21 protein-coding genes and 1 other annotated feature are annotated in these 22,240 nt (G+C 44.0%); of the genes, 15 read left to right on the forward strand and 6 right to left on the reverse strand.

Translation table 11 applies throughout. The features are described 5' to 3' along the window. Window positions 1–113 precede the first annotated feature (113 nt). Together arcB and R7E42_RS15545 are read left to right on the forward strand one after the other, a co-directional pair. Window positions 114–2,468, forward strand: a complete 2,355-nt coding sequence (gene arcB / locus R7E42_RS15540) for an aerobic respiration two-component sensor histidine kinase ArcB (RefSeq protein WP_203345683.1) — start codon at window positions 114–116, stop codon at window positions 2,466–2,468. A gap of 1 nt (window position 2,469) precedes the next feature. After that, window positions 2,470–2,919: a hypothetical protein gene (locus R7E42_RS15545; protein WP_005381825.1), complete on the forward strand. Its 450-nt coding sequence runs from the start codon at window positions 2,470–2,472 to the stop codon at window positions 2,917–2,919. A gap of 85 nt (window positions 2,920–3,004) precedes the next feature. On the opposite strand, the gene arcA is transcribed toward R7E42_RS15545, so the two are convergent. Continuing rightward, the gene (arcA, locus tag R7E42_RS15550) at window positions 3,005–3,721 is read right to left on the reverse strand and encodes a two-component system response regulator ArcA (protein ID WP_005381824.1); all 717 of its coding nucleotides are present in this window, start codon (window positions 3,719–3,721) and stop codon (window positions 3,005–3,007) included. Window positions 3,722–4,082: 361 nt separating this feature from the next. On the opposite strand from arcA, the gene R7E42_RS15555 reads away from it, so the two are divergent. Both R7E42_RS15555 and R7E42_RS15560 read left to right on the forward strand, forming a co-directional pair. Then, the gene (locus R7E42_RS15555) at window positions 4,083–4,490 is read left to right on the forward strand and encodes a DUF3293 domain-containing protein (RefSeq protein ID WP_053306886.1); all 408 of its coding nucleotides are present in this window, start codon (window positions 4,083–4,085) and stop codon (window positions 4,488–4,490) included. A gap of 64 nt (window positions 4,491–4,554) precedes the next feature. Continuing rightward, window positions 4,555–5,037, forward strand: coding sequence for a putative 4-hydroxy-4-methyl-2-oxoglutarate aldolase (locus R7E42_RS15560; protein ID WP_318072803.1), 483 nt, complete (start codon window positions 4,555–4,557; stop codon window positions 5,035–5,037). Here R7E42_RS15560 and R7E42_RS15565 read toward each other — a convergent pair. After that, entirely contained in the window at window positions 5,034–5,504 is a 471-nt protein-coding gene (locus R7E42_RS15565) for a hypothetical protein (protein WP_047102035.1), read from the reverse strand. The two genes, R7E42_RS15560 and R7E42_RS15565, sit on opposite strands and share 4 nt — an antisense overlap. Before the next feature lie 423 nt (window positions 5,505–5,927). Here R7E42_RS15565 and thrL point away from each other — a divergent pair, with 423 nt between their 5' ends. The 5 genes from thrL to R7E42_RS15590 all read left to right on the forward strand — a co-directional run bounded on the left by thrL (window position 5,928) and on the right by R7E42_RS15590 (window position 11,626). Beyond that, the gene (gene thrL / locus R7E42_RS15570) at window positions 5,928–6,005 is read left to right on the forward strand and encodes a thr operon leader peptide (protein ID WP_074192076.1); all 78 of its coding nucleotides are present in this window, start codon (window positions 5,928–5,930) and stop codon (window positions 6,003–6,005) included. Further along, window positions 5,941–6,060, forward strand: a sequence feature (Thr leader region). It overlaps the preceding gene by 65 nt. Before the next feature lie 53 nt (window positions 6,061–6,113). Beyond that, window positions 6,114–8,573 carry a bifunctional aspartate kinase/homoserine dehydrogenase I gene (gene thrA, locus R7E42_RS15575; protein WP_053304351.1) on the forward strand — a complete coding sequence of 820 codons (2,460 nt, stop codon included), beginning with the start codon at window positions 6,114–6,116 and terminating at the stop codon, window positions 8,571–8,573. 20 nt (window positions 8,574–8,593) lie between these two features. Next, window positions 8,594–9,550, forward strand: a complete 957-nt coding sequence (gene thrB, locus R7E42_RS15580; RefSeq protein ID WP_318072814.1) for a homoserine kinase — start codon at window positions 8,594–8,596, stop codon at window positions 9,548–9,550. Further along, complete coding sequence (thrC, locus tag R7E42_RS15585; protein WP_025768425.1) at window positions 9,547–10,827, forward strand: threonine synthase; 1,281 nt, start codon at window positions 9,547–9,549, stop codon at window positions 10,825–10,827. Before thrB ends, thrC begins: the two co-directional genes overlap by 4 nt. A 139-nt stretch (window positions 10,828–10,966) precedes the next feature. Next, window positions 10,967–11,626, forward strand: coding sequence for an NADPH-dependent FMN reductase (locus tag R7E42_RS15590; RefSeq protein WP_017635073.1), 660 nt, complete (start codon window positions 10,967–10,969; stop codon window positions 11,624–11,626). 110 nt (window positions 11,627–11,736) lie between these two features. Here the strand turns inward: R7E42_RS15590 and grcA are convergent, their stop codons facing one another. Beyond that, the gene (gene grcA, locus R7E42_RS15595; protein ID WP_005381814.1) at window positions 11,737–12,114 is read right to left on the reverse strand and encodes an autonomous glycyl radical cofactor GrcA; all 378 of its coding nucleotides are present in this window, start codon (window positions 12,112–12,114) and stop codon (window positions 11,737–11,739) included. A gap of 326 nt (window positions 12,115–12,440) precedes the next feature. Between grcA and nfo the strand changes: the two genes are divergently transcribed. The 3 genes from nfo (at window position 12,441) to R7E42_RS15610 (ending at window position 14,960) form a co-directional block, all read left to right on the forward strand. Beyond that, complete coding sequence (gene nfo, locus R7E42_RS15600) at window positions 12,441–13,325, forward strand: deoxyribonuclease IV (protein ID WP_005382844.1); 885 nt, start codon at window positions 12,441–12,443, stop codon at window positions 13,323–13,325. Window positions 13,326–13,614: 289 nt separating this feature from the next. Next, window positions 13,615–14,295 carry a uracil-DNA glycosylase gene (gene ung, locus R7E42_RS15605; RefSeq protein ID WP_005382846.1) on the forward strand — a complete coding sequence of 227 codons (681 nt, stop codon included), beginning with the start codon at window positions 13,615–13,617 and terminating at the stop codon, window positions 14,293–14,295. Between the two features lie 113 nt (window positions 14,296–14,408). Further along, a complete protein-coding gene (locus R7E42_RS15610) occupies window positions 14,409–14,960 on the forward strand; it encodes a hemerythrin domain-containing protein (RefSeq protein WP_005381807.1) in 552 nt (183 codons plus the stop codon). A 236-nt stretch (window positions 14,961–15,196) separates the two neighbouring features. On the opposite strand, the gene R7E42_RS15615 is transcribed toward R7E42_RS15610, so the two are convergent. Then, entirely contained in the window at window positions 15,197–15,382 is a 186-nt protein-coding gene (locus R7E42_RS15615) for a DUF3545 family protein (RefSeq protein WP_005381805.1), read from the reverse strand. Between the two features lie 721 nt (window positions 15,383–16,103). Between R7E42_RS15615 and R7E42_RS15620 the strand changes: the two genes are divergently transcribed. Both R7E42_RS15620 and yaaA read left to right on the forward strand, forming a co-directional pair. Further along, a complete protein-coding gene (locus R7E42_RS15620) occupies window positions 16,104–17,537 on the forward strand; it encodes an alanine/glycine:cation symporter family protein (RefSeq protein WP_005381800.1) in 1,434 nt (477 codons plus the stop codon). Window positions 17,538–17,647: 110 nt separating this feature from the next. Continuing rightward, the gene (gene yaaA / locus R7E42_RS15625; protein ID WP_005382848.1) at window positions 17,648–18,424 is read left to right on the forward strand and encodes a peroxide stress protein YaaA; all 777 of its coding nucleotides are present in this window, start codon (window positions 17,648–17,650) and stop codon (window positions 18,422–18,424) included. A gap of 109 nt (window positions 18,425–18,533) precedes the next feature. On the opposite strand, the gene srmB is transcribed toward yaaA, so the two are convergent. Together srmB and R7E42_RS15635 are read right to left on the reverse strand one after the other, a co-directional pair. Beyond that, window positions 18,534–19,757: an ATP-dependent RNA helicase SrmB gene (gene srmB, locus R7E42_RS15630; protein ID WP_005381797.1), complete on the reverse strand. Its 1,224-nt coding sequence runs from the start codon at window positions 19,755–19,757 to the stop codon at window positions 18,534–18,536. 107 nt (window positions 19,758–19,864) lie between these two features. Continuing rightward, window positions 19,865–20,584: a tRNA1(Val) (adenine(37)-N6)-methyltransferase gene (locus R7E42_RS15635; RefSeq protein ID WP_104978805.1), complete on the reverse strand. Its 720-nt coding sequence runs from the start codon at window positions 20,582–20,584 to the stop codon at window positions 19,865–19,867. Between the two features lie 330 nt (window positions 20,585–20,914). On the opposite strand from R7E42_RS15635, the gene brnQ reads away from it, so the two are divergent. Then, entirely contained in the window at window positions 20,915–22,225 is a 1,311-nt protein-coding gene (gene brnQ / locus R7E42_RS15640; protein ID WP_005381792.1) for a branched-chain amino acid transport system II carrier protein, read from the forward strand. Window positions 22,226–22,240: the final 15 nt, after the last annotated feature.

Below are 22,240 nucleotides of genomic sequence, written 5' to 3' on the forward strand. Positions count from 1 at the left end.
TCGCACCGTGTGTTTTTCACTAATCAAACAGACCTAAATTGCGTTAGGTCGAGTGCATTTACCTGTTTTTCATCATCGAATGGCGCTATCTAGCCACCACCATGGAGTAGTTAATGAAACCCATGAAAAACCTCGCCCAGTATTATGTCGACTTGCTAGTCAAACTGGGGATTGTTCGCTTCTCTATTTTGCTAGCCCTTGCGCTGGTGGCATTAGCTGTTGTGGTGCAGGTAGGGATTACTTTAGCTCTCAAAGGGCGAGTAGATGATATCGACATTGTCCGTTCGGTGTTTTTTGGTCTATTGATCACCCCTTGGGCGGTTTACTTCCTCTCTGTGGTTGTCGATCAACTAGAAGAGTCTCGCCAGCGTTTAACTAAGCTGGTGTCCAAACTGAAGGACATGCGTTCGCGAGATCAAGAGCTGAATTACCAACTTCAACAAAACATTGAAAAGCTTAACCAAGAAATTGAAGAGCGTATTAAAGCGGAAGAAGCACGTGAAGAGGCGATGCAAGACCTCGAAAATGAGGTGTTCCAACGCGAACGTACTCAATTAGAGTTGGCAGAACGTACCGCATTACTGCGTTCATTTATTGATGCCTCACCAGACTTAATTTACTACCGCAATGCGGATGGTGTTTTCTCTGGCTGTAACCGCGCGATGGAAGAGCTAACGGGCAAGAAAGAGCACCAGTTAGTCGGATTAAGCCCTTGGGATGTGTATAGCAAAGAAATCGCCGAGCATATCGTTGATACTGACCAAAAGGTTTTTGCCGATAATCAAGCGATTACTTACGAGCAATGGCTCGAATACCCAGATGGTCGCAAGCATTACTTTGAGCTGCGTAAAGTGCCATTTTACAGCAAAGATGGCCGCCACCTTGGTCTCGTTGGGTTCGGTCGTGATATCACTGAACGTAAGCGCCATGAAGAGTCGTTAGAGAAAGCAAGCCGCGACAAAACTACCTTCATCTCAACCATCAGTCATGAGCTGCGAACGCCGCTGAATGGCATTGTAGGCTTAAGTCGTATGCTTCTAGATAGTCCGTTGACAGAAGAGCAGCGTAAACACATGCAGACCATCAATGTGAGTGCGATTACGCTAGGTAACATCTTCAACGATATTATCGATATGGATAAATTTGATCGCCGTAAGTTAGAACTATTACCTGCGCCACTTAACTTCGAAGACTTCGTCGCAGAGATTGAGAGTATCTCTGCTCTGATGGCGGAACAAAAAGGGTTACGCTTTGACTTAGAACGTTTAAGCGACTTGCCAAAAGCAATTGAAGTGGATGCAACCCGTCTACGTCAGGTGATTTGGAACTTGGTCAGCAACGCAATGAAGTTCACCAAAGAAGGTGGCGTTGTGATGACAGTGAGCGCGGATGTCGAAGACGATTTTGCGACCATTATTATGGAAGTGGAAGACACTGGTATTGGTATCCCAGACGAAGAGCTAGATAAGATCTTTGCGATGTACTACCAAGTGAAATCAGGCAAGGACAACCTGCATGCGGTCGGTACAGGTATTGGTTTAGCGGTATCTAAGCAACTGATCAATATGATGGATGGTGATATTACGGTTACCAGTGAGGAAGGCTTTGGTAGCACTTTTACTGTATCGATCCACGTTCCGATTGTTGAACTAGCTGAGCCAGTCATTGATGCGAAACGCGACAATGTGCGCCTCAACATATTTATGGTCGAAGACATCGAGCTTAACGTAACTGTGGCTAAATCGTTACTTGAGAGCCTAGGGCACTCTGTCACCGTGGCAATGACGGGCCAAGAAGCGTTAGTGAACTTTGTGCCAGAAAAATACGACTTAGCGTTGTTGGATATCCAACTGCCTGATATGACGGGCTTTGATGTCGCCAATTATTACCGCGAGCATTATAACAATCTTCCTCCATTGGTCGCCTTAACTGCTAATGTAATGAAAGATCGTCGTGAATACTTAGATAACGGCATGGATGATGCGATCAGTAAGCCGCTGGCAGTGAATGCCATTCAGTCAGTGATTGATAAATTCTTCGCTCACCAGTTAGAACAACCTAAGGAAGTAGTGAGCGGTCCCGAAACAGTGGAAGAGCCAGTGCCTTCTCCTGTGATTGAGACACATTTGCTCGATATGGATATGTTAGAGTCTTACGTCGACATTGTTGGTGCAAAACCTGTCTACGACAGCATAAAAATGTTTGAAGATATGATGCCAGACTATATCGATGTCTTAGATTCGAACATGACAGCGAAAGATCAAGATGGGATTGTTTCTGAAGCGCATAAAATCAAAGGTGCTGCAGGTTCAATTGGCCTGAAACGTATCCAAAGTGTGGCGCAAAAAGCGCAATCGCCCGATATGCCAGCATGGTGGGAAAACATTTCAGACTGGGTTGAAGAGATCAAAAATGAATACCAAAACGATATTCAAGTCCTCAAAAGTTGGTTGGAACAAAGGAAATAACATGAAAAGAATCGCACCATTGGCATTAGCCATGGCATTGATGGCAGGCTGTAGTTCCGTTCCAAATGTGAATTGGCAACAAAACAGTCAGATTACGATTAATGAGGTTAATGTTGAGCTCAAAAGTAATTTATGGGTGAACCTCATGCCGAATATTGGGGACGTGGAAGAGCAAAGTATTCAAGGTGCACTTTACCTCGAAGGAGATCAGTTACTTCCTGCAAATCTAACGGCAGAAGCTCTTATTATTAAACAGGGGCAAAAAGAGTGGTTGGTGGACAGTGCGTCTTTAGATACTCGAACGCACAGTGAAAGCCGATGGGAGGTGGCGTTCTCGTCTCACATTGATGTGAACACAGAAAAATCGGTTGATATCGCAGTGCTTCTAGACGATGCGGGTAAACAGCGTTGGTTAGTCGAAAAGTACGTGAAGATTAACAAGGTTTATTAACCGCAATGATGTTGCATTAGTCGTTAGACCTAAAACAAAAAGGGCTTGCTCAATGAGCAAGCCCTTCGGATATTAGCGGTTAAATCTAGTCTTCTAGATCGCCACAGAAGCGGTAACCTTCGCCGTGGATAGTGGCGATGATTTCTGGCGTGCCTGAAACAGACTCAAAGTGCTTACGGATACGACGAATCGTTACGTCTACAGTACGGTCGTGTGGCTTAAGTTCACGACCAGTCATCTTCTTAAGAAGATCTGCACGAGTTTGAATCTTACCCGGGTTCTCACAGAAGTGCAGTAGTGCGCGGAACTCAGAGCGAGGTAGCTTGTAGCTATCACCAGCAGGGCTTACTAGAGAGCGGCTGTTGATGTCTAGTACCCAACCGTTGAATTCATACTTTTCTACCGAGCGCTTCTCTTCTTGCACCGCGTTAGAGCTCATTGAGCGACTAAGTAGGTTACGTGCACGAATAGTTAGTTCACGTGGGTTGAATGGTTTAGTGATGTAGTCATCTGCACCAATCTCAAGACCTAGGATCTTGTCTACTTCATTGTCACGGCCTGTCAGGAACATTAAAGCAATGTTCGCTTGCTCGCGTAATTCACGCGCTAGTAGAAGGCCATTCTTGCCTGGAAGATTAATGTCCATAATAACCAGGTTGACTGAGTTATCAGACAACACTTGGTGCATCTCTTCACCGTCACTGGCTTCAAAAACAGCGTATCCCTCTGCTTCAAAAATACTCTTAAGAGTGTTACGAGTTACTTGCTCATCTTCAACGATAAGAATCTGCGGGGTTTGCATTGGCGGTACCTAAATTTGTGACAAAATTGTGCTAATAGAATAAATTCTAGGCAAAAATATAACATACAGGTAATGTGATTTTGATAATAAATCAAGTTGATCAAAAAAACACTTCTTTCAGTTATCCGCCCTCCATGGAATTTTGCCAACTCACCAGTATCCAATGGCGACGTTTATTCTAAAGGGCTTGTTTACCTTTCATTTCCTGCTTTCAGTGGGGCCTGAAACGTAAACACCCTAAGATATTGAGCGGATTTTATATTGTTAACAGCATGCTAACAATGCTCAAATGTTAATTCCATTCAGTTTGTTGATTTATATCAATTGATGAAATGTAACTGTTATTAATCGTTTAAGACTTATGATAGAAAAAAGTAATACGAACATAGACGCATCGTTATGGAATGCTTATTCAGAATCTTTTTTCAGATTCGAAGCCGAGTGGCGTGTTTCAAACTATGCTGTGATAACCGCTTGGAACCCATACAGTAACTTGAGGTCCAAAGAAGAGAACAGCATAAACAATCACGCGTTAGAAAAACAGCTACAGCACGTTAATTACGCGCCTGTCACGGTAGGTGATAGCGCTTTTACATGGTATGAGGAAAGCTTTGCCGTCGAGTTGTCGCCAGAGGTAGCCGTTGAATTGGCGAATGACTTTCAACAAAACGCGATTTATTACGTCATTAATGACCAACTTTATCTTATTGCGTGCTCGCAGCCGAAAGTTTTTCATACGTTAGGCTCCATTAAACCTCGGCTCGTATAGAAGGTATAGAAAAGGATACTGCTCACTGAAGCATCGCTTGGGTGAGAAAATTCACGGAGGAAATATGAGAGACATTACACCCGATATTTGTGACCAATTTGAAGACCAAGTGAACTTGCTTACTTTACCATTGCAGAACTTTGGTCAACGTAGCGCTTTTTACGGTGAAATCGTTACGGTGCGCTGCTATCACGATAACTCGAAAGTGCGTGAAGTACTGGGCGAAGATGGAACGGGTAAAGTATTGATTGTTGACGGGCATGGATCGTGTCAGAGAGCATTACTCGGCGATCAATTAGCGATACTCGGAATAGAAAATGGGTGGGAAGGCATCATTGTCTATGGTGCAATACGCGACGTAGCACAAATATCTCAAATGGACATTGGCGTTCAAGCTCTTGGAACTAACCCGTTTAAAACAGAGAAACGCGGGATAGGAGAGGTAAACGTAACCTTAACGATGCAAAACCAAATCGTTCAACCTAAGCACTACGTTTACGCGGACTGGAACGGTGTATTGATTTCTAAGCAAAAGCTGGACTTCTAAAAACGAAAGCCTAAACCAACCTCAAAGCCTTGTTGCCAATCTTGGTAATCAAGAGTCGCGTGAAGATCCAGTTTATCGGTAATTTTTACGCGACTTGATACTTCAGCCGCGAGGCTGCTGTCGTCTTGGCGAATACCTTCCGCTGTTTCGTTCTTGTAAGAGCGAACTGTACTTTTCAGCGTGACACGATCATTAAAGTGATAGCTGATCCCACTCAAAAAACCACTTTGATTTTGGGTAGGAGAGTTATTGACTCGCGCACCGACATAAACATCTACCGAATCAAAAAGTTCGTAAGCGTAACCCGTATCGATATTCCAAACATCAAAACTGTCAGACTGATAACTGTCGCTGGAAATGAATAGTTTATGAGGAGAAGGGGATGTTTTACCTGGAAGCGGCGGAAGCTCGTTGGCTAGACAAACACCAGGCACAAAAAACAGCAACAGAAAAAGCCATCTTTTCATGTACACCACTCCTTGTGTCAACTTTTTTATTAGTATGCGCCCAAAGCTTCTCACTATTAAAGCATAGAATATGAAAGCTAGCTCACCTATTTTCTAAATAATTCGATCCTATGAACATAAGTCACAGTTAAGTTGTTGTTATGTGTCACAACCCTCTCGAATTATTTGATCGTACGTTTTATGGCAAAGATTAGACTAGTTATTAGATAAAAAACCGAACTGGTGATGATAGTTAAGTCCTTTACAAAAACTAACTGTAGATTTCCAAATGATCAATAATGTGTAATTAACTATAAATATCAATGACATTGCTTAGCAGAAATCTCTGAAAGATGGAAAAACAAACAATTTTTTGTTGACTATGTATCAGAAACTCGGTAAACGTAGAGTTAAGCAAACACAATTAACGTTGAATATTTATTTATGCCATCTAACAGCCTAGTAGTAATGACCACGACCATTATTATTACCGACACGACACATGTTGGGGCAGGCTGCTGAGCGAAAGAAATTCACAAAAAAGGCCTGTATCCAACAAGATACAGGCCTTTTTTTATGCTTTTTTATCCAGAATTTAGACAAATTTAAGAAGATATACCGGAGGAAGGGATGCGAGTATTGAAGTTTGGCGGATCATCACTAGCTGATGCAGATCGCTTTTTGAGAGCGGCAGACATTATTGCCAATAACGCTCAACAAGAAGAAGTAGCGGTTGTTCTTTCCGCTCCTGGTAAAACAACAAACAAATTGGTTGCGGTCATTGAAGGCGCATTGCGCAATGGTGAAGCAGAACTACAAATCAAAGAGTTGGAGGAGTCGTTTAAAACGCTCTTCACTCAAATCCAAGCAGTACTACCCAATATCGATGGTTCAGCTTTCGATAACCAAGTGAAAACTTCTCTCTCTCAATTACGCCAGTTCGTTCATGGCATCAACCTTCTTGGCATGTGCCCAAATAACGTCAATGCACGCATCATCAGCAAAGGCGAACGCGTTTCAATTCAATTGATGAAGGCAGTGCTTGAAGCGAAAGGCCAACCTGCGCATCTTATCGACCCAGTCGAGTATCTATACGCAAAAGGCGATCACCTAGAAGCCATGGTCGATGTTGAAGTTTCGACTCAGAACTTCCGCCAGAATCCTCTTCCTCAAGGTCATGTGAACATCATGCCTGGTTTTACTGCCGGTAACGAGAAAGGTGAACTAGTTACACTAGGTCGTAATGGTTCAGACTACTCAGCGGCGGTTCTTGCGGCGTGTCTGCGCGCAGATTGCTGTGAGATCTGGACAGACGTAGATGGTGTGTACAACTGTGACCCTCGCTTAGTCGAAGATGCTCGCCTACTTAAATCTCTTAGCTATCAAGAAGCGATGGAGCTTTCTTACTTCGGTGCTTCCGTTCTGCACCCGAAAACCATCGCCCCAATCGCACAGTTCCACATCCCATGTCTGATCAAAAACAGCTTTAACCCACAAGGTGCAGGAACTCTGATTGGGCAAGACACTGGTGAAGACAATCTGGCGATCAAAGGTATCACGACGCTAAACGACCTAACCATGGTTAACGTCTCCGGCCCAGGTATGAAGGGTATGGTTGGCATGGCAAGCCGCGTGTTTGGCGCAATGTCTTCCGCTGGTGTGTCTATTGTTCTTATTACTCAGTCTTCTTCTGAGTACAGCATTAGCTTCTGTATTGAGGCAGAAGATAAAGCAAAAGCGCAACAAGTACTGGCCGATGCGTTTGAGTTGGAACTGAAAGATAGCTTATTAGAGCCGGTCGAGTTTATTGATAATGTTTCAATCATAACGTTGGTTGGTGACGGCATGCGTACATCGCGCGGTGTTGCATCTCGCTTCTTCTCATCTCTTGCTGAAGTGAACGTAAACATTGTAGCCATCGCACAGGGCTCATCTGAGCGTGCTATCTCAGCCGTGATTCCTGAAGATAAAATCTCTGAAGCGATCAAAGCGTGTCACGAAAACCTATTCAACTCTAAGCACTTCTTAGACGTATTCGTGGTTGGTATTGGTGGCGTTGGTGGTGAGCTGGTGGATCAGATCGAGCGTCAACAGGCGAAGCTTGCGGAAAAAGGCATCGTTATTCGCGTGTGTGGCTTGGCAAACAGCAAAGGTCTTCTGCTTGATAGTGAAGGTCTGCCACTCGATCATTGGCGTGATCGTATGTCGGCAGCGACAGAAGAGTTCAGCCTAGCGCGTTTGATTTCTTTGGTTCAACGTAACCACATCATCAACCCAGTATTGGTTGACTGTACATCAAGTGAAGATATCGCGAATCAATATGCTGATTTCTTAGCTGCTGGTTTCCATGTCGTTACACCAAATAAAAAAGCAAACACAGCAAGCATGGCTTACTACCATCAGCTTCGCGATGTTGCGCGCAGCTCTCGTCGCAAGCTGATGTACGAAACAACTGTGGGGGCGGGTCTACCGGTAATCGAAAACCTGCAAAACCTAATCTCAGCGGGCGATGAGCTAGAGCGCTTCAGCGGTATTCTTTCTGGCTCTCTGTCATACATCTTCGGTAAGTTAGATGAAGGTATGAGCCTAAGTGAAGCAACTAATATCGCAAAAGAAAATGGTTTTACTGAACCGGATCCTCGTGATGATCTTTCTGGTATGGATGTTGCTCGTAAGCTTCTGATCCTAGCTCGTGAAGCAGGCATGTCTCTAGAACTAGAAGACGTTGTGGTTGATCAAGCACTGCCACCAGGTTTTGATGATTCTGGTAGCGTTGATGAATTTATGGCGCGTTTACCTGAAGCAGACGCCTACTTTAAAGAATTATCTGCAAAGGCAGCGGAAGAAGGCAAAGTACTGCGCTACGTTGGTGAGATTAATGAGGGCAAGTGCACAGTAAGCATCGCAGCGGTGGATGAAAACGATCCAATGTATAAAATCAAGGACGGTGAAAACGCACTGGCATTTTACAGCCGTTACTATCAGCCAATCCCACTAGTGTTACGTGGCTATGGTGCAGGCACCGAAGTAACGGCTGCGGGTGTATTTTCTGACGTGATGCGTACTTTAGGTTGGAAACTAGGGGTATAACAATAATGAGTTCAAGTGATATGGATGTAGTGGTTTATGCCCCAGCATCAATTGGTAATGTAAGCGTTGGCTTTGATGTGCTGGGGGCTGCCGTGTCTCCAGTGGATGGCACACTATTGGGTGACCGTGTATTGGTGAAATCTGGGGCTGATCCGTTCAGCCTTAAAACGGTGGGTGATTTTGTTGAGAAATTGCCAACTGAACCAAAAGAGAACATCGTTTACGACTGTTGGCTTGTGTTTGCTCGTGAGTTAGACAAAAAAGGCGTTGAGCTAAAACCACTTGAGATGACGCTAGAAAAGAACATGCCAATTGGCTCTGGTTTAGGCTCAAGTGCATGTTCTATCGTTGCTGCATTAGATGCATTGAACCGATTCCATGGACAGCCACTTAACGAGACAGAATTACTAGCGCTGATGGGAGAGATGGAAGGTAAGATCTCTGGTGGTATTCACTACGACAACGTTGCGCCATGTTACCTTGGTGGTGTGCAACTGATGCTTGAAGAGTTGGGTATCATCAGTCAAGAAGTGCCTTGCTTTGATGATTGGTACTGGGTGATGGCGTATCCGGGTATCAAGGTATCAACGGCGGAAGCGCGTGAGATCCTACCATCTCAATACCGCCGACAAGATATCATTGCTCATGGTCGCCACCTTGCGGGCTTTATTCATGCGTGTCATTCTGGTCAGCCAGAACTTGCTGCAAAAATGATCAAAGACGTGATCGCAGAACCGTATCGTGAGAAACTGCTTCCAGGTTTTGCGAATGCACGTCAATACGCAGCGTCTGCGGGTGCATTGGCAACCGGTATTTCTGGCAGTGGTCCGACACTGTTCAGTATTTGCAAAGAGAAAGATGTCGCTGAGCGAGTTGCTCGCTGGTTAGAACAAAACTACGTACAAAACGAAGAAGGATTCGTCCACGTTTGTCGTCTAGATAAGCAGGGTTCGAAAGTAACAGGAAGTGAGCTATGAAGCTTTACAATATAAAAGAAAATGATGAACAAGTTTCCTTTGGCCAAGCCGTTCGCCAAGGGTTAGGCCGTAACCAAGGTCTATTTTTCCCATCGGAATTACCAAAATTTGAAGATATCGATGCGCTGCTTGCAGAAGACTTTGTCTCTCGTAGCACTAAGATTCTATCGGCGTTAATTGGAGATGAACTTACAGAGGAGAAAGTGAATGCTCTTGTTGATGCTGCATTCCAATTCCCTGCGCCTATCAACCAAGTAAGAGATGGTGTTTACGCACTGGAGCTGTTCCATGGCCCAACGCTTGCGTTTAAAGACTTTGGTGGTCGCTTTATGGCGCAATCTCTTGCAGCCGTTTCGGACGGTGGCAAGATCACCATTCTGACAGCAACTTCTGGCGATACTGGCGCAGCCGTTGCGCATGCTTTCTACGGTATGGAAGACATCAACGTTGTGATTCTTTACCCGAAAGGTAAGATCAGCCCACTGCAAGAGAAGCTATTCTGTACGCTTGGTAAGAACATCCATACTGTCGCGATCGATGGAGACTTCGATGCGTGTCAGGCACTGGTTAAGCAAGCTTTTGATGATTCTGCACTGCGTGAAGAGATCGGTCTGAACTCTGCAAACTCAATCAACATCAGCCGTTTGATGGCGCAAATCTGTTACTACTTTGAAGCAGCTGCGCAAATGAGCAAGCAAGAGCGTGAAAACCTAGTGGTATCAGTACCAAGTGGTAACTTTGGTAACCTAACTGCTGGTCTACTGGCAAAAGCGCTGGGCTTGCCTATCAAACGCTTTATCGCGGCAACTAATGCCAATGACACTGTTCCTCGCTACCTAGAAACAGGTAAGTGGGAGCCAAAACCAACAGTCGCAACAACATCGAACGCGATGGACGTGAGCCAACCAAACAACTGGCCTCGTATTGAAGAGCTGTGCCGCGTGAAAGAGTGGGGCTTGGAGACGTTAGGTAAAGGCGCAGTATCTGATGAGCAAAGCGCACAGTCAGTGAAAGATTTACATGCTCTAGGCTACCTATGCGAACCGCATGGTGCGATTGCTTACCGAGTGCTTGAAGAACAATTGCAAGACGGTGAAACCGGTCTGTTCCTATGTACTGCTCACCCTGCGAAGTTCAAAGAAGTCGTGGATGATATTCTAGAATCCGATATCGAGCTTCCTGCGCCACTAGCGAAGCACGCTGCGATGGAGCTGCTATCGGAAGAGCTCGACGCAGACTTTGACGCATTGAAACAAGTACTGCGCCGCGTGCAGTAAGCTTCAAAGTATAGTAAGTATCAAAAACAGAAATAACGAGAGGTGAATGAGTAATCATTCACCTTTTTTATTGTCGGTAAGTTTTGACTCTCTTTATGATTGAGAAACGAACTTAACTAAATGAGATGGAAAGAGAAGCATGCATTTTTTGATTTTTCTTGGCTCAGTGAGAGACAGCACGCCACCACGACCAGCCCGTTTAGGAATGCGAGTCAGTAAAGCGTGTGAAAAACTCATCGCGAGTCAACATTCGCAACATACGGTCGAAATCATCGACCCTTTGAATTACGACTTTGGTGATGTGTTTAAGCCCGAGTTTGCTTATCACCGCTCTAAAGTTCCGCAGCACCTAAGTGAGCTGGCAGACAAAATCAAACATGCGGATGGGTATGTGATGGTTAGCCCGGAATATAACCATTCGATGAGTCCTGCTTTGGCGAACATGCTTAACCATTTCGGCAGTTCGCTGTTTTCTTACAAGCCGAGTGCTATCGTGACCTATTCTGCCGGACAATGGGGTGGTGTTAGAGCTGCCGTTTCTATGCGTACCTTCTTATCTGAACTTGGATGTTTACCTGTCTCTGCGATGATCCACATTCCGAAAGCGCAAGAAGTCTTTGATGAACAGGGCGTTGCTGCGGATGAGTCGGAGCAGACGCAGTGGGACAACTATATGAATCGCACGATGCATCAATTGATTTGGTGGGCAGAAGGGGCGTCACTGCAAAGAGATAGGCTTGATCCAACCTCTGTAGCGCAAGCGTTTCAGAAAGATCCTTCGCAAAGAAATGCACCTTAGAGGCGAGTTGCTTTCCATTATAGAAAGGGTTTAGAAGGATTCTGAAACAAAAAAGCTTGGTCATTGCTGACCAAGCTTTTTAAATTCTAGCGAGCTAGTTTACTGAGAGATTATAGAGTCTCAGTAAAAGTACGAGCGATTACATCACGTTGTTGCTCTGGAGTTAGCGAGTTAAAACGTACTGCGTAACCAGAAACACGAATAGTTAGTTGTGGGTATTTCTCTGGGTGTGCAACTGCATCTTCTAGTGTTTCGCGTTTAAGCACGTTCACGTTTAGGTGTTGGCCGCCTTCGATACGAGGAGCAGTTTCGATTGCAACTTCACGGCTTTCGTATTCACCTAGGTCGCTGATTGCGATAACTTGGTCTGCTTCGTAGCCAGCAGTTGCAGCAACACAACGAGCTTCATTTTTTTCGCTATCTAATAGCCAGATAGAGTTTAGTAGGTCGTCGTTTGCCGCTTTTGTAATTTGGATACCTTGGATCATCACTATCTCCTAGACCACTTACGTGGTGATTATTGGTGTTAATTTTCGAATTTTCGTTGAGCTGAGTATTATATAGCTAATATCCACTATTTTAATATTGATTTAAGTCAATAAACAACCAAAAACATTATTTTTATTAAGGTAATTTTATTGAGTTAAATCAATAAAACCTTTGAAAACAAACTAATTACAATTTATTTGATAATATAAAAAATATTTAATAACTGGTTTTGTTGTAAATTTACTACAAATTGAGGTTAAAGTTTAAACTGGTTAACGCAACTGTCTGTATTTAGGTAGCAATACTGAAAGTCTAAAGTGATTAAATGACAAACATGAAAAACAAGCTTGGGAATAAACTCATTGGTGCACATGTCTCTGCTGCTGGTGGGGTCGATCAAGCTCCGTTGAGAGCTCGTGAAATTGGCGCGAATGCATTCGCACTATTTACAAAAAACCAACGCCAGTGGGTGGCGAAGCCTTTAGAAGCAAAAACCATCAGTGCGTTTAAAGCGAACTGTAAAATGCTGGGTTTCGGAGCAGAACATATTCTTCCCCATGATTCTTATCTGATTAACTTGGGTGCGCCGGAAGAAGAAAAGCTGAATAAATCCCGCGCGGCATTTATTGATGAAATGGAGCGTTGTAATCAGTTGGGGCTGACTTTGCTTAACTTCCATCCGGGTAGTCACCTAAAGAAAGTCTCTGAACAGGAGTGTCTCGCGACGATCGCCGAGTCGATCAATCTTGCGCATAAAGCGGTGCCGAATGTGATCGCTGTTATCGAGAATACGGCAGGTCAAGGCACTAACTTAGGCTGGAAGTTTGAGCACCTTGCTGAAATCATCGAGCAAGTGGAAGATAAAGATCGTGTCGGCGTTTGTATTGATACCTGCCATACCTTTACGGCTGGTTATGACTTACGTACAAAAGAAGATTGCGAGCGCACCTTTGCAGAGTTCGACCGTATCGTAGGTATGCACTATTTAAGAGCAATGCATCTAAATGATTCAAAAGTAGAGTTTGCCAGCAAAGTAGATCGCCACCATTCGCTAGGTAAAGGAGAGATCGGGTGGGATTGCTTTGAGTACATCGCGAAAGACCCTCGTTTTGATGGTATCCCTCTGATTTTGGAAACAATTGATCCAGATATTTGGCAGCAAGAGATCAACACGTTGCGTCAATTCCATTTAGCGGCCATTGCCAGTTAATGGCGTAACCACAAAGTTGGCACCTTTCTTTCTTAGTCATTGAACATCAATCTCTGAATTAGCAAAGAAGGATGCCAACATGTCTCGACCACTCTCTTTTACTCCTTATGCTTTCACTCGTCGCGTGCTTCGCTTACCGATGCCTAATCGTCACATTACCGGACAGGGGCATTTTCGAACGCCACAGAAGCATTAGTCTTTTATTACTTGTCTCAAGTTCGTGGTAAGTTTTTGTTTGTTTGAGTTTCGCTCGTTAGAATAGAAGCAAAATTTAGGACAGGAACTTTCCATGAATCAGTCACCCACTTGGCACGATGTGATCGGCGAAGAGAAAAAGCAGAGCTACTTTGTAGACACCTTGAATTTTGTTGAAGCCGAACGCGCCGCAGGCAAAGCTATTTTTCCTCCCGCAAAAGATGTCTTTAACGCGTTTCGTTTTACCGAGTTCAAAGACGTTAAGGTCGTGATTCTAGGACAAGACCCATACCACGGCCCAAATCAGGCGCATGGCCTGTGTTTCTCTGTACTTCCTGGCATTAAAACGCCACCGTCACTGGTTAATATGTATAAAGAGCTGGCGCAAGATATTGAAGGTTTCCAAATCCCTCAGCATGGTTTTTTGCAAAGCTGGGCTGAACAAGGCGTATTGTTACTCAATACGGTATTAACGGTGGAGCAAGGTAAAGCGCATTCACATTCAAAGACAGGTTGGGAAACGTTTACTGATCGAGTGATTGAAGCCATTAATCAGCATCAAGAAGGTGTAGTGTTCTTGCTGTGGGGGTCACACGCGCAGAAGAAAGGTCGTTTTATCGATCGCAATAAGCACCATGTGTTAGCTGCCCCACACCCATCGCCACTTTCTGCACATCGAGGCTTTTTCGGTTGTAAGCATTTCTCTCAAGCAAACCAGTTGCTTACATCACAAGAAAAAGCACCAATTAACTGGCATTTGCCATTAACGGTATAAATGAAGAGACAGCGATCATGGATGGTATGATCGCTGTTTTTTTGAGCACGCTCGAGGCTGATAGTAAATTTCTCATGTACACTTACTAAAAGTAGGTGTTAAGGAGAGACGCTATGATGATCGAAAGAATTCGACGCGAACATGGTTATATGGTTCGTCTGTTGGCGATACTGCGCCATAAGCTTAATGAGATAAAAAAAGAACGTGTAATCAACTATGCGTTAGTAAGCGAGATTGTTGATTACCTCTCTAATCATTCGGAGAAAGTACACCACCCGAAAGAAGATATCCTCTATCACCACTTTCTTGAACACTATGGTAAGCAACAAACCATGGAAAATTTAGAGAAAGAACATCTAGAGTTAGCGAGTAAAACCAGAGAGTTTTCATCCGTGATAGAGATGATCCTTCAGGATGCTGTTGTGCCACAAGACATGTTTGTCGCTCACCTAGAAGATTTCATAGAATCGCAAAGGCACCACTTGGAGCTAGAAGAGCGAAAAATTTTGCCTCTCATTGAAGAGTTATTTACCACAGAAGATTGGCAGCATGTCGAGAGCTTATGGAGCGTCAGTGAGGATGATCCTGTGTTTGGTGACACGATTGCTGATCGTTATAAGCAGTTGGCCGAACGTGTTCGTCAAAGTGATACTGAGTATGTTTAAGACTGAATGATGAAATCTGAGCGAGCGAAAGCCGTCTCTCGGGTTTGTGAGATACATTTCTTATTTATTGGGAATCAACCGAAAATTTAGTGTGCATATTTCTCGGCAAAAAGTACGGAAGATTCTCATTGAGTAATAATGGTATTCATACTTAAACCTTGGTACATAAACTCACGGTGTTTACGGTGACCGTAAACAAAAAACAAAAGGCACCTGTAAGGTGCCTTTTGTTTGAATTAGAGTTTAATGTCTTCCAAGTTATAATCGGTACAGACATCAAGTTCGCGCAGCTCTTTAAGCAAATTGCGTCTGTCGTTCATCTCTTCTATTTCACGCCACTTTCGCTTTACTGGTTTGGCACGAGATTTGGTTGTTGAGGTAGTATCCAGATTAAAAATGTCATCTAGTTGAAAGCCTTCCATAAGCCACCTTTACCTTTCTTAAGCTAAACTGTTGTAACCAGTCCTTGTGGAGTTTTTTAAGTACCACAATAGCCGTGAGAATAACCATGATATATTTCGCATTTGTGTCGGTAGCATGACATTTTCGTGCAAAAATATTCTCAAAATCACACTTTTTATTGCAACGATGTGGATAAAAAATGCACAAACGATCTCAAGAAAACGATTAAATAGAGAGATTTTCTATGTTAATTCGATTTGATGAATGGGTGCACTGCGCAAAGGTTAAAGTTGCATAAAATCAGTTTGATGAAATAGTGTTCAATTAGATGGTAAGTCACTAGCGTAAATTTATGTAACACCTTGTGAATACTAGCTTGTTCTTGTTTATACGGTTTACCATTCCATTTAATGAAGAATAATTATTTATGTTGGTGTTTGGTAATTGAAATGTTGCGCAGTTTGAGTGTTAAGTCTTCTATTTATGTTATTTTTTGGTGACTTTATAGTGAAAAATAACAATGTTATTCTTATTGTTGCATATTGATTTTTGCGCTCCTAGGTTGCATTATCCGCCCGTCAAAAAATACGCTGGTACGTAAAATGGATGCATGAAGCGACGTTTACGATTCTAGATTGCCCATAAACATTACTTAAAAAGCTAAGCACACTTTGACACTTAGCAGGCAATTTGGTGGATGGCTAGGACGCATAGACTGGCGCAACTCACTTTGAGGTACACATGACAGACTTAATCAATTTGATGAACGATCTCCTCTGGGGCTCGATTCTGGTTTATCTTCTTGTTGGTGTTGGTATTTACTTCACCGTTCGATTAGGGTTCATTCAGTTCCGCCATTTCGGCCACATGTTCTCTGTTCTTAAGAACAGTCGTAAAGCAGACAAAGCTGGTATTTCCTCTTTCCAAGCGCTTTGTACTAGTCTTGCTGCACGTGTTGGTACAGGTAACATGGCGGGCGTTGCAGTTGCATTGACTGCGGGTGGTCCTGGTGCGATCTTCTGGATGTGGCTGATTGCAATGCTTGGTATGGCAACATCGTTTGCCGAGAGCACACTGGCGCAGCTATACAAAACCAAAGATGATGATGGCAACTACCGTGGTGGCCCTGCCTACTACATGGAAAAAGGCCTGGGCATGCGTTGGATGGGCGTGTTGTTCTCAGTTTTCCTAATCATCGCTTTTGGTTTGGTATTCAACGCCGTACAAGCTAACTCAATTGCCAATGCAATGAGCAACGCATTTGGTTGGAATAACCTGTATGTCGGTATTGCTGTTGTTTTACTGTCTGCAATTGTTATTTTCGGTGGCATCAAGCGTATCGCAAGAGTTGCTGAGATGATCGTTCCGATCATGGCACTACTTTATCTAGCCCTAGCGCTGTTCATCATGTTCTCTAACCTCGAGAAATTACCTGATGTATTGATGCTTATCTTTAAGAGTGCATTTGGTCTGCAAGAAGCAGCAGCAGGTGGTCTTGGCTACGCAATTGCACAGGCAATGATTAACGGTATCAAGCGCGGTCTATTCTCGAATGAAGCAGGTATGGGGTCGGCACCTAACGCGGCGGCTTCAGCAACACCTTACCCACCACACCCAGCGTCTCAAGGTTACGTACAGATGCTAGGCGTGTTCATGGATACAATCGTTATCTGTTCTGCAACAGTGGCTATCATCCTGATGTCTGGTGAGTATGTCGGTCAAGCAACAGAAGTGACGGGTATCGAGCTAACTCAGCGTGCATTGAGCTCACAAGTTGGCGATTGGGGCGGCATCTTTGTTGCTGTGGCAATCTTCTTCTTTGCGTTTACTTCAATCATTGCGAACTACTCGTACGCTGAAACGAACTTAATCTTCCTAGAGCACAATCATAAAGCGGGCTTAAGCATTTTCCGCGTTATTGTTCTTGGTATGGTGATGTTTGGTGCACTAGCTTCGTTACCAGTCGTATGGTCGCTTGCTGACGTCTCTATGGGGCTGATGGCGATAGTCAACTTAGTGGCGATCATCTTGCTATCTGGCATCGTGATTAAACTGGCAAAAGATTACAACCGCCAGCTTGGTGAAGGCAAAGTGCCAACATTTGATGCGAATGACTTCCCAGAGCTGAAATCTCAGCTTGAAGAAGGCATTTGGTACAACGATAAAAAAGACTAAGTGAGCTATCACTCATAGTTGAAAGCTATTAGTATGATGTAAAAAGCCATGCAGACAATGCATGGCTTTTTTTGTACCCTATTAAAAACAAAATTAGAGAAGGGAAAGTCATGCTTATCGTAGTTTCTCCAGCGAAGACTCTTGATTACGAGTCTCCGTTAGCGACAGAAAAATTTACTCAACCTGAGTTGGTCGAATACTCAAAAGAGCTTATCGATGTTTGCCGCAAACTGACTCCTGCTGATGTTGCCTCTTTAATGAAAGTGAGCGACAAGATTGCCGATTTAAATGTGGGCCGATTCCAAGAGTGGAGTGAAACGTTTACCACGGAAAACTCTCGACAAGCTATTCTTGCATTTAAAGGTGACGTTTACACAGGGCTAGACGCCGAAAGTTTATCTGAAGCGGACTTCGAATATGCTCAAGATCATCTGCGTATGCTATCGGGTCTTTATGGTTTACTAAAACCACTTGATTTGATGCAGCCATACCGTCTTGAAATGGGTACCAAGCTTGCAAACGACAAAGGTACGAACTTGTACCAGTTTTGGGGCAATGTTATTACGGACAAGCTTAACGAAGCAATTTCTGCTCAAGGTGATAATGTCCTTATCAACCTTGCATCAAATGAATACTTTAAAGCGGTTAAGCCAAAGAATTTAGATGCGCAAGTGATCACGCCAGTATTCAAAGATTGTAAGAATGGTCAATACAAGGTCATCAGTTTTTACGCGAAGAAAGCGCGCGGTATGATGGCGCGTTACATCATTGAAAACCGTGTTGAGAGCGTGGCAGACCTGACTAAGTTTGATACGGCGGGTTACTACTTTGTGGAAGATGAATCGACGCCAACAGAGTTAGTATTTAAACGTGAAGAGCAAAAATAAAGCTGATTGAGACGTAATCGACGTTAATCTCTATCAGCACAAACGAAAAAGGGTTGGCATTGCCAACCCTTTGTTATTTTCTAGCTTGAGCTACTTGGCTCCAACAAGATTACTTCTTCTTAGCGGTTTTCTTTTTCGCTACTTTTTTCTTGTCGTCTTTTTTCTTTTTCTTCTTAAACACAGGCTTTTTGTGTTTAGGACGCATCTCTTTCACGAAACGCTCTTTGATGTCTTCTTTCACGTAGCGCGCAACGCGATCCATCATTGGTTGGTCGTGTGCTTCTACGATTGAGATAGCGTTACCTTTCTTACCTGCGCGAGCCGTACGGCCGATACGGTGAAGGTAAACATCAGCCGTGCGCGGCATGTCGTAGTTGATAACGTGTGATACATCCGGAAGATCGATACCACGCGCAGCAACGTCCGTCGCTAGCAGCACGTTCACAGTACCATCGCGGAAGCGAGAAATCGCATTGTTACGACGATCTTGCGGCATTTCACCTTGAATCCAAGAACATGGAATCTGTGCACTTTCAAGCTGCGCTCGTAGCTCAGCCAAACGCTCACGAGTCTTTAAAAAGACGATAGTGCGCTCAGCTTGCTGAGTAATAATGTGTTTTAGTAATTCCAGTTTGTGTTCAGCATCATCAGCTCGGTGATACCACTGAGCAATTTTCTTACGCTCACGCAGCGGTGATTTTGCATCAATTTCTGCTGGGTCATTCAACAGATCAGCGGTAAAGCCTTCTACGCCTTTCCCTTCTAACGTTGCTGAGAACAGAAGGGTTTGCTTACGCCAGCGACATTCGTTAGATAGGCGATCGACAGTAGGAGCAAAACCCATATCTAGCATACGGTCTGCTTCATCAAGGATTAACCATTCGATTGCACGACAATCAAAACGTTCTGCATCAATGTATTCTTTTAAACGGCCAGGTGTCGCAACCACAATGTCTTGTGTTGTTGCAAGGATGTCGGCGTGCTCTTGGTACTGAACACCACCAGTGATGGTGAAAATGTTGAGTTTGGTATTTTTTGCCAAAGCACGTGCTTGATCGGCAATTTGCATCGCCAGTTCGCGAGTAGGCGTTAGGATCAAAATACGCGCAGGCCCAGGCTTACGACGAGGGAAGTCTTGCAAGTATTGCAATGCTGGCAGGACGAAGGCGGCCGTTTTACCAGTTCCTGTTGGCGCTGACGCTAGAATGTCACGACCGTCCAACGCTTGTGGAATCGCTTCTGCCTGAATTTTTGTTGGGCGTTCGTAACCCATCTCTTCAATGGCTTCAAGTAGGTTTTGGTCTAGATCAAGTTCAGCAAAGGTTCTGATCACAATGAGTTCTCCACAAGCAAAGCTTGGTTAATGGTTCGCCACAACAGCATAGAATACAAAAAGGTCGCACATTATAAAGTGATTGGTGATAAGGATCACATGTTATTTCACATCTTAAGATAAAACTCGCGGGTTAACTGGATGAAATCATCACTATAGCCGTCATTTGAACGGATAATTAAATGTGACGTCTGCAAATCGCAAGGTCGTTTTGACAGTTCAAATAACAATCGGTGTACTGGTTTCTTTTCTGATGGTTGCACACGACAGATCCTCGATAGATACCAACCTTGGTTTAATGCTAGCTCAATGAACTGCTCGCCTTCGGTGATTGGCAACACAAAACTAGCTCTCCCTTCGTCATCAAGCAAATGATAGCAACGCTGTAGCAATGCGTTATGGCCTAGCGTATCAGTGTGCCTCGCGGTTGCACGTTGACTGTGTTTCGATTGCTCGCCGCTGTTGAAGTAGGGCGGGTTACAAATGATGCGTTGGAATGAATGTGTCGGCGTAAAGTGCAGTATGTCGGTGTGATGCACACTTACACGATCTGACCAAGGAGACTGGGCCATATTTTTTTGCGCGGCAGCAACGGCTGTTAATTCGATATCGACCGCAGTTATTTGAGCTTCCGTAAAGCGTTGAGCACACATCAGGGCAAGCAGGCCAGTGCCAGTGCCAATATCGAGAATTTTAGCGTCGTTAGGGCTTTGAATCCAAGCACCAAGCATTACCCCGTCTGTGCTGACTGGCATACCACTCTCGCCGCCCTCAATACAAAATTGCTTAAAATTGAAGCCTTTAGTTTTCAGTTTTTTGTTCTTCATGATTGTTTTATATTTGCTCAATAATTAAGTGGATTGCTCTATTGTTTATTAATTGTATAGATTGTTGTTTTGTTGGTTATTAAATTGTATTGTTAATTGATCGAGATAAAGAACTGGTCTGTTATTTGGATCTGGTTATATCCACTGCTTTTAAGTTTGAAAACTAAATTAATATGGTGTTTTTTTCTTAAAGGTTGCCAAATGATGAGTCTTTCGTCATTATGCGGCGAAAATTTTATAGATTGAACCACGTGTACTTATTGACTTTAGGTATACAAAAAGTGGTCTAAGCATACACAACATTCATTAATTAAAAGACAAGGGTTATCTGTGAAGCAGACGTTAAAACTAACAGATATTATCGCAGTAGGCTTTATGCTATTTGCGTTCTTTTTAGGTGCGGGCAATATTATCTTTCCACCTCTAGCGGGTCAGTTAGCGGGTGAAAACTTAATGCCAGCTATGTTTGGTTTCTTGCTAACAGCGGTAGGTCTACCTCTTATTACTATCGTTGCTATTGCTGTTGCTGGTGGTTCTTGGGATCACTTGACGCAAGATCTTCCGAAAAAAGCGGCAGTTCTTATGGCTGCACTGATTTTCATCATCATTGGTCCAGCGTTTGCAGCGCCTCGTACTGGCCTAGTGGCTTACGAGATGGCGGTGAAACCTTTCTTCCTTGAGGCGTCACAAACGCATCTGACAGCGTTCTCAGTGATCTTCTTTATCGCAGCGATGATGTTCTCATGGTTCCAAGGCCGTTTGATCGATCTTATCGGTAAAGTACTGACACCAGCATTGTTTGTTGGTTTGATCATTCTTGCTGTCGCTGTCTTCCTTGATCCTCAGGGCGATATGATTGGCGCGCACGGTGAATACCTAACGCAGCCTCTGACCAAAGGCTTCTTAGAAGGCTACAACACAATGGATACGTTCGCGTCATTGATGTTTGGTATGCTGATGGTTGATGCACTGCGCGGTAAAGGCATTACTGAGCGCTCTGCAACTACTAAATATCTGATCTATGCAGGTTGTATTGCTGCTGCTGGTCTTGCGTTTGTTTACATCTCACTATTTTACTTAGGTGCGACGAGTGCAACTGTTGCTGCTGGTGCTGATAATGGTGGCCTAGTGCTTAGCCAATACGTTCAAGCGTTGTTTGGTCCATACGGTCAAATCGTTCTGTCTGTCATCGTATTGCTAGCGTGTCTGACAACCGCGATTGGCTTGATTTCTGCGTGTTCAGATTTCTTCAGCTCGAAAACACCACTGTCATACAAGCAATGGGTACTGATTAATGGTTCTGTTTGTGCATTGGTTGCAAACGTTGGTCTTGCGCAGCTGATTTCTCTGTCAGTGCCAGTATTGTTTGCGCTGTACCCTGTGGCGATTGCGTTGGTTGCACTAACATTTGTGCGCAGCAAACTGCCGAATCCACGCTTTGCTTACCGTGCAGTACTGCTTGTATCTCTGCTGTTTGCGTTGGTTGATGCGGCAAAAGTATCGGGTATTGATGTTTCTGCGTTTAACATGTTGCCACTATTCGAAGTCGGCATGGGTTGGGTGCTTCCAACATTTGCGGCTATCGTGTGCATGTTCTTCATCGCGAAACCTCGCCCAGAGCTAGCACAAGAAACCGCGTAATCACTTCGCGTTATC

Origin of the sequence: Vibrio sp. Vb1337 (assembly GCF_033338715.1) — a bacterium.
Classification (GTDB): Bacteria; Pseudomonadota; Gammaproteobacteria; order Enterobacterales; family Vibrionaceae; genus Vibrio; species Vibrio alginolyticus.

Excerpts from the sequence above, each read along its gene's own strand:
- arcA (WP_005381824.1), bottom strand. The coding sequence starts at position 3,721 with ATGCAAACCCCGCAGATTCTTATCGTTGAAGATGAGCAAGTAACTCGT.
- R7E42_RS15555 (WP_053306886.1), top strand. The coding sequence starts at position 4,083 with ATGATAGAAAAAAGTAATACGAACATAGACGCATCGTTATGGAATGCT.
- thrA (WP_053304351.1), top strand. The coding sequence starts at position 6,114 with ATGCGAGTATTGAAGTTTGGCGGATCATCACTAGCTGATGCAGATCGC.
- thrB (WP_318072814.1), top strand. The coding sequence starts at position 8,594 with ATGGATGTAGTGGTTTATGCCCCAGCATCAATTGGTAATGTAAGCGTT.
- R7E42_RS15635 (WP_104978805.1), bottom strand. The coding sequence starts at position 20,584 with ATGAAGAACAAAAAACTGAAAACTAAAGGCTTCAATTTTAAGCAATTT.
- grcA (WP_005381814.1), bottom strand. The coding sequence starts at position 12,114 with ATGATCCAAGGTATCCAAATTACAAAAGCGGCAAACGACGACCTACTA.
- R7E42_RS15620 (WP_005381800.1), top strand. The coding sequence starts at position 16,104 with ATGACAGACTTAATCAATTTGATGAACGATCTCCTCTGGGGCTCGATT.
- R7E42_RS15615 (WP_005381805.1), bottom strand. The coding sequence starts at position 15,382 with ATGGAAGGCTTTCAACTAGATGACATTTTTAATCTGGATACTACCTCA.
- R7E42_RS15560 (WP_318072803.1), top strand. The coding sequence starts at position 4,555 with ATGAGAGACATTACACCCGATATTTGTGACCAATTTGAAGACCAAGTG.
- yaaA (WP_005382848.1), top strand. The coding sequence starts at position 17,648 with ATGCTTATCGTAGTTTCTCCAGCGAAGACTCTTGATTACGAGTCTCCG.
- arcB (WP_203345683.1), top strand. The coding sequence starts at position 114 with ATGAAACCCATGAAAAACCTCGCCCAGTATTATGTCGACTTGCTAGTC.
- nfo (WP_005382844.1), top strand. The coding sequence starts at position 12,441 with ATGACAAACATGAAAAACAAGCTTGGGAATAAACTCATTGGTGCACAT.
- R7E42_RS15545 (WP_005381825.1), top strand. The coding sequence starts at position 2,470 with ATGAAAAGAATCGCACCATTGGCATTAGCCATGGCATTGATGGCAGGC.
- R7E42_RS15590 (WP_017635073.1), top strand. The coding sequence starts at position 10,967 with ATGCATTTTTTGATTTTTCTTGGCTCAGTGAGAGACAGCACGCCACCA.
- thrC (WP_025768425.1), top strand. The coding sequence starts at position 9,547 with ATGAAGCTTTACAATATAAAAGAAAATGATGAACAAGTTTCCTTTGGC.
- thrL (WP_074192076.1), top strand. The coding sequence starts at position 5,928 with ATGCCATCTAACAGCCTAGTAGTAATGACCACGACCATTATTATTACC.
- R7E42_RS15610 (WP_005381807.1), top strand. The coding sequence starts at position 14,409 with ATGATGATCGAAAGAATTCGACGCGAACATGGTTATATGGTTCGTCTG.
- R7E42_RS15565 (WP_047102035.1), bottom strand. The coding sequence starts at position 5,504 with ATGAAAAGATGGCTTTTTCTGTTGCTGTTTTTTGTGCCTGGTGTTTGT.
- ung (WP_005382846.1), top strand. The coding sequence starts at position 13,615 with ATGAATCAGTCACCCACTTGGCACGATGTGATCGGCGAAGAGAAAAAG.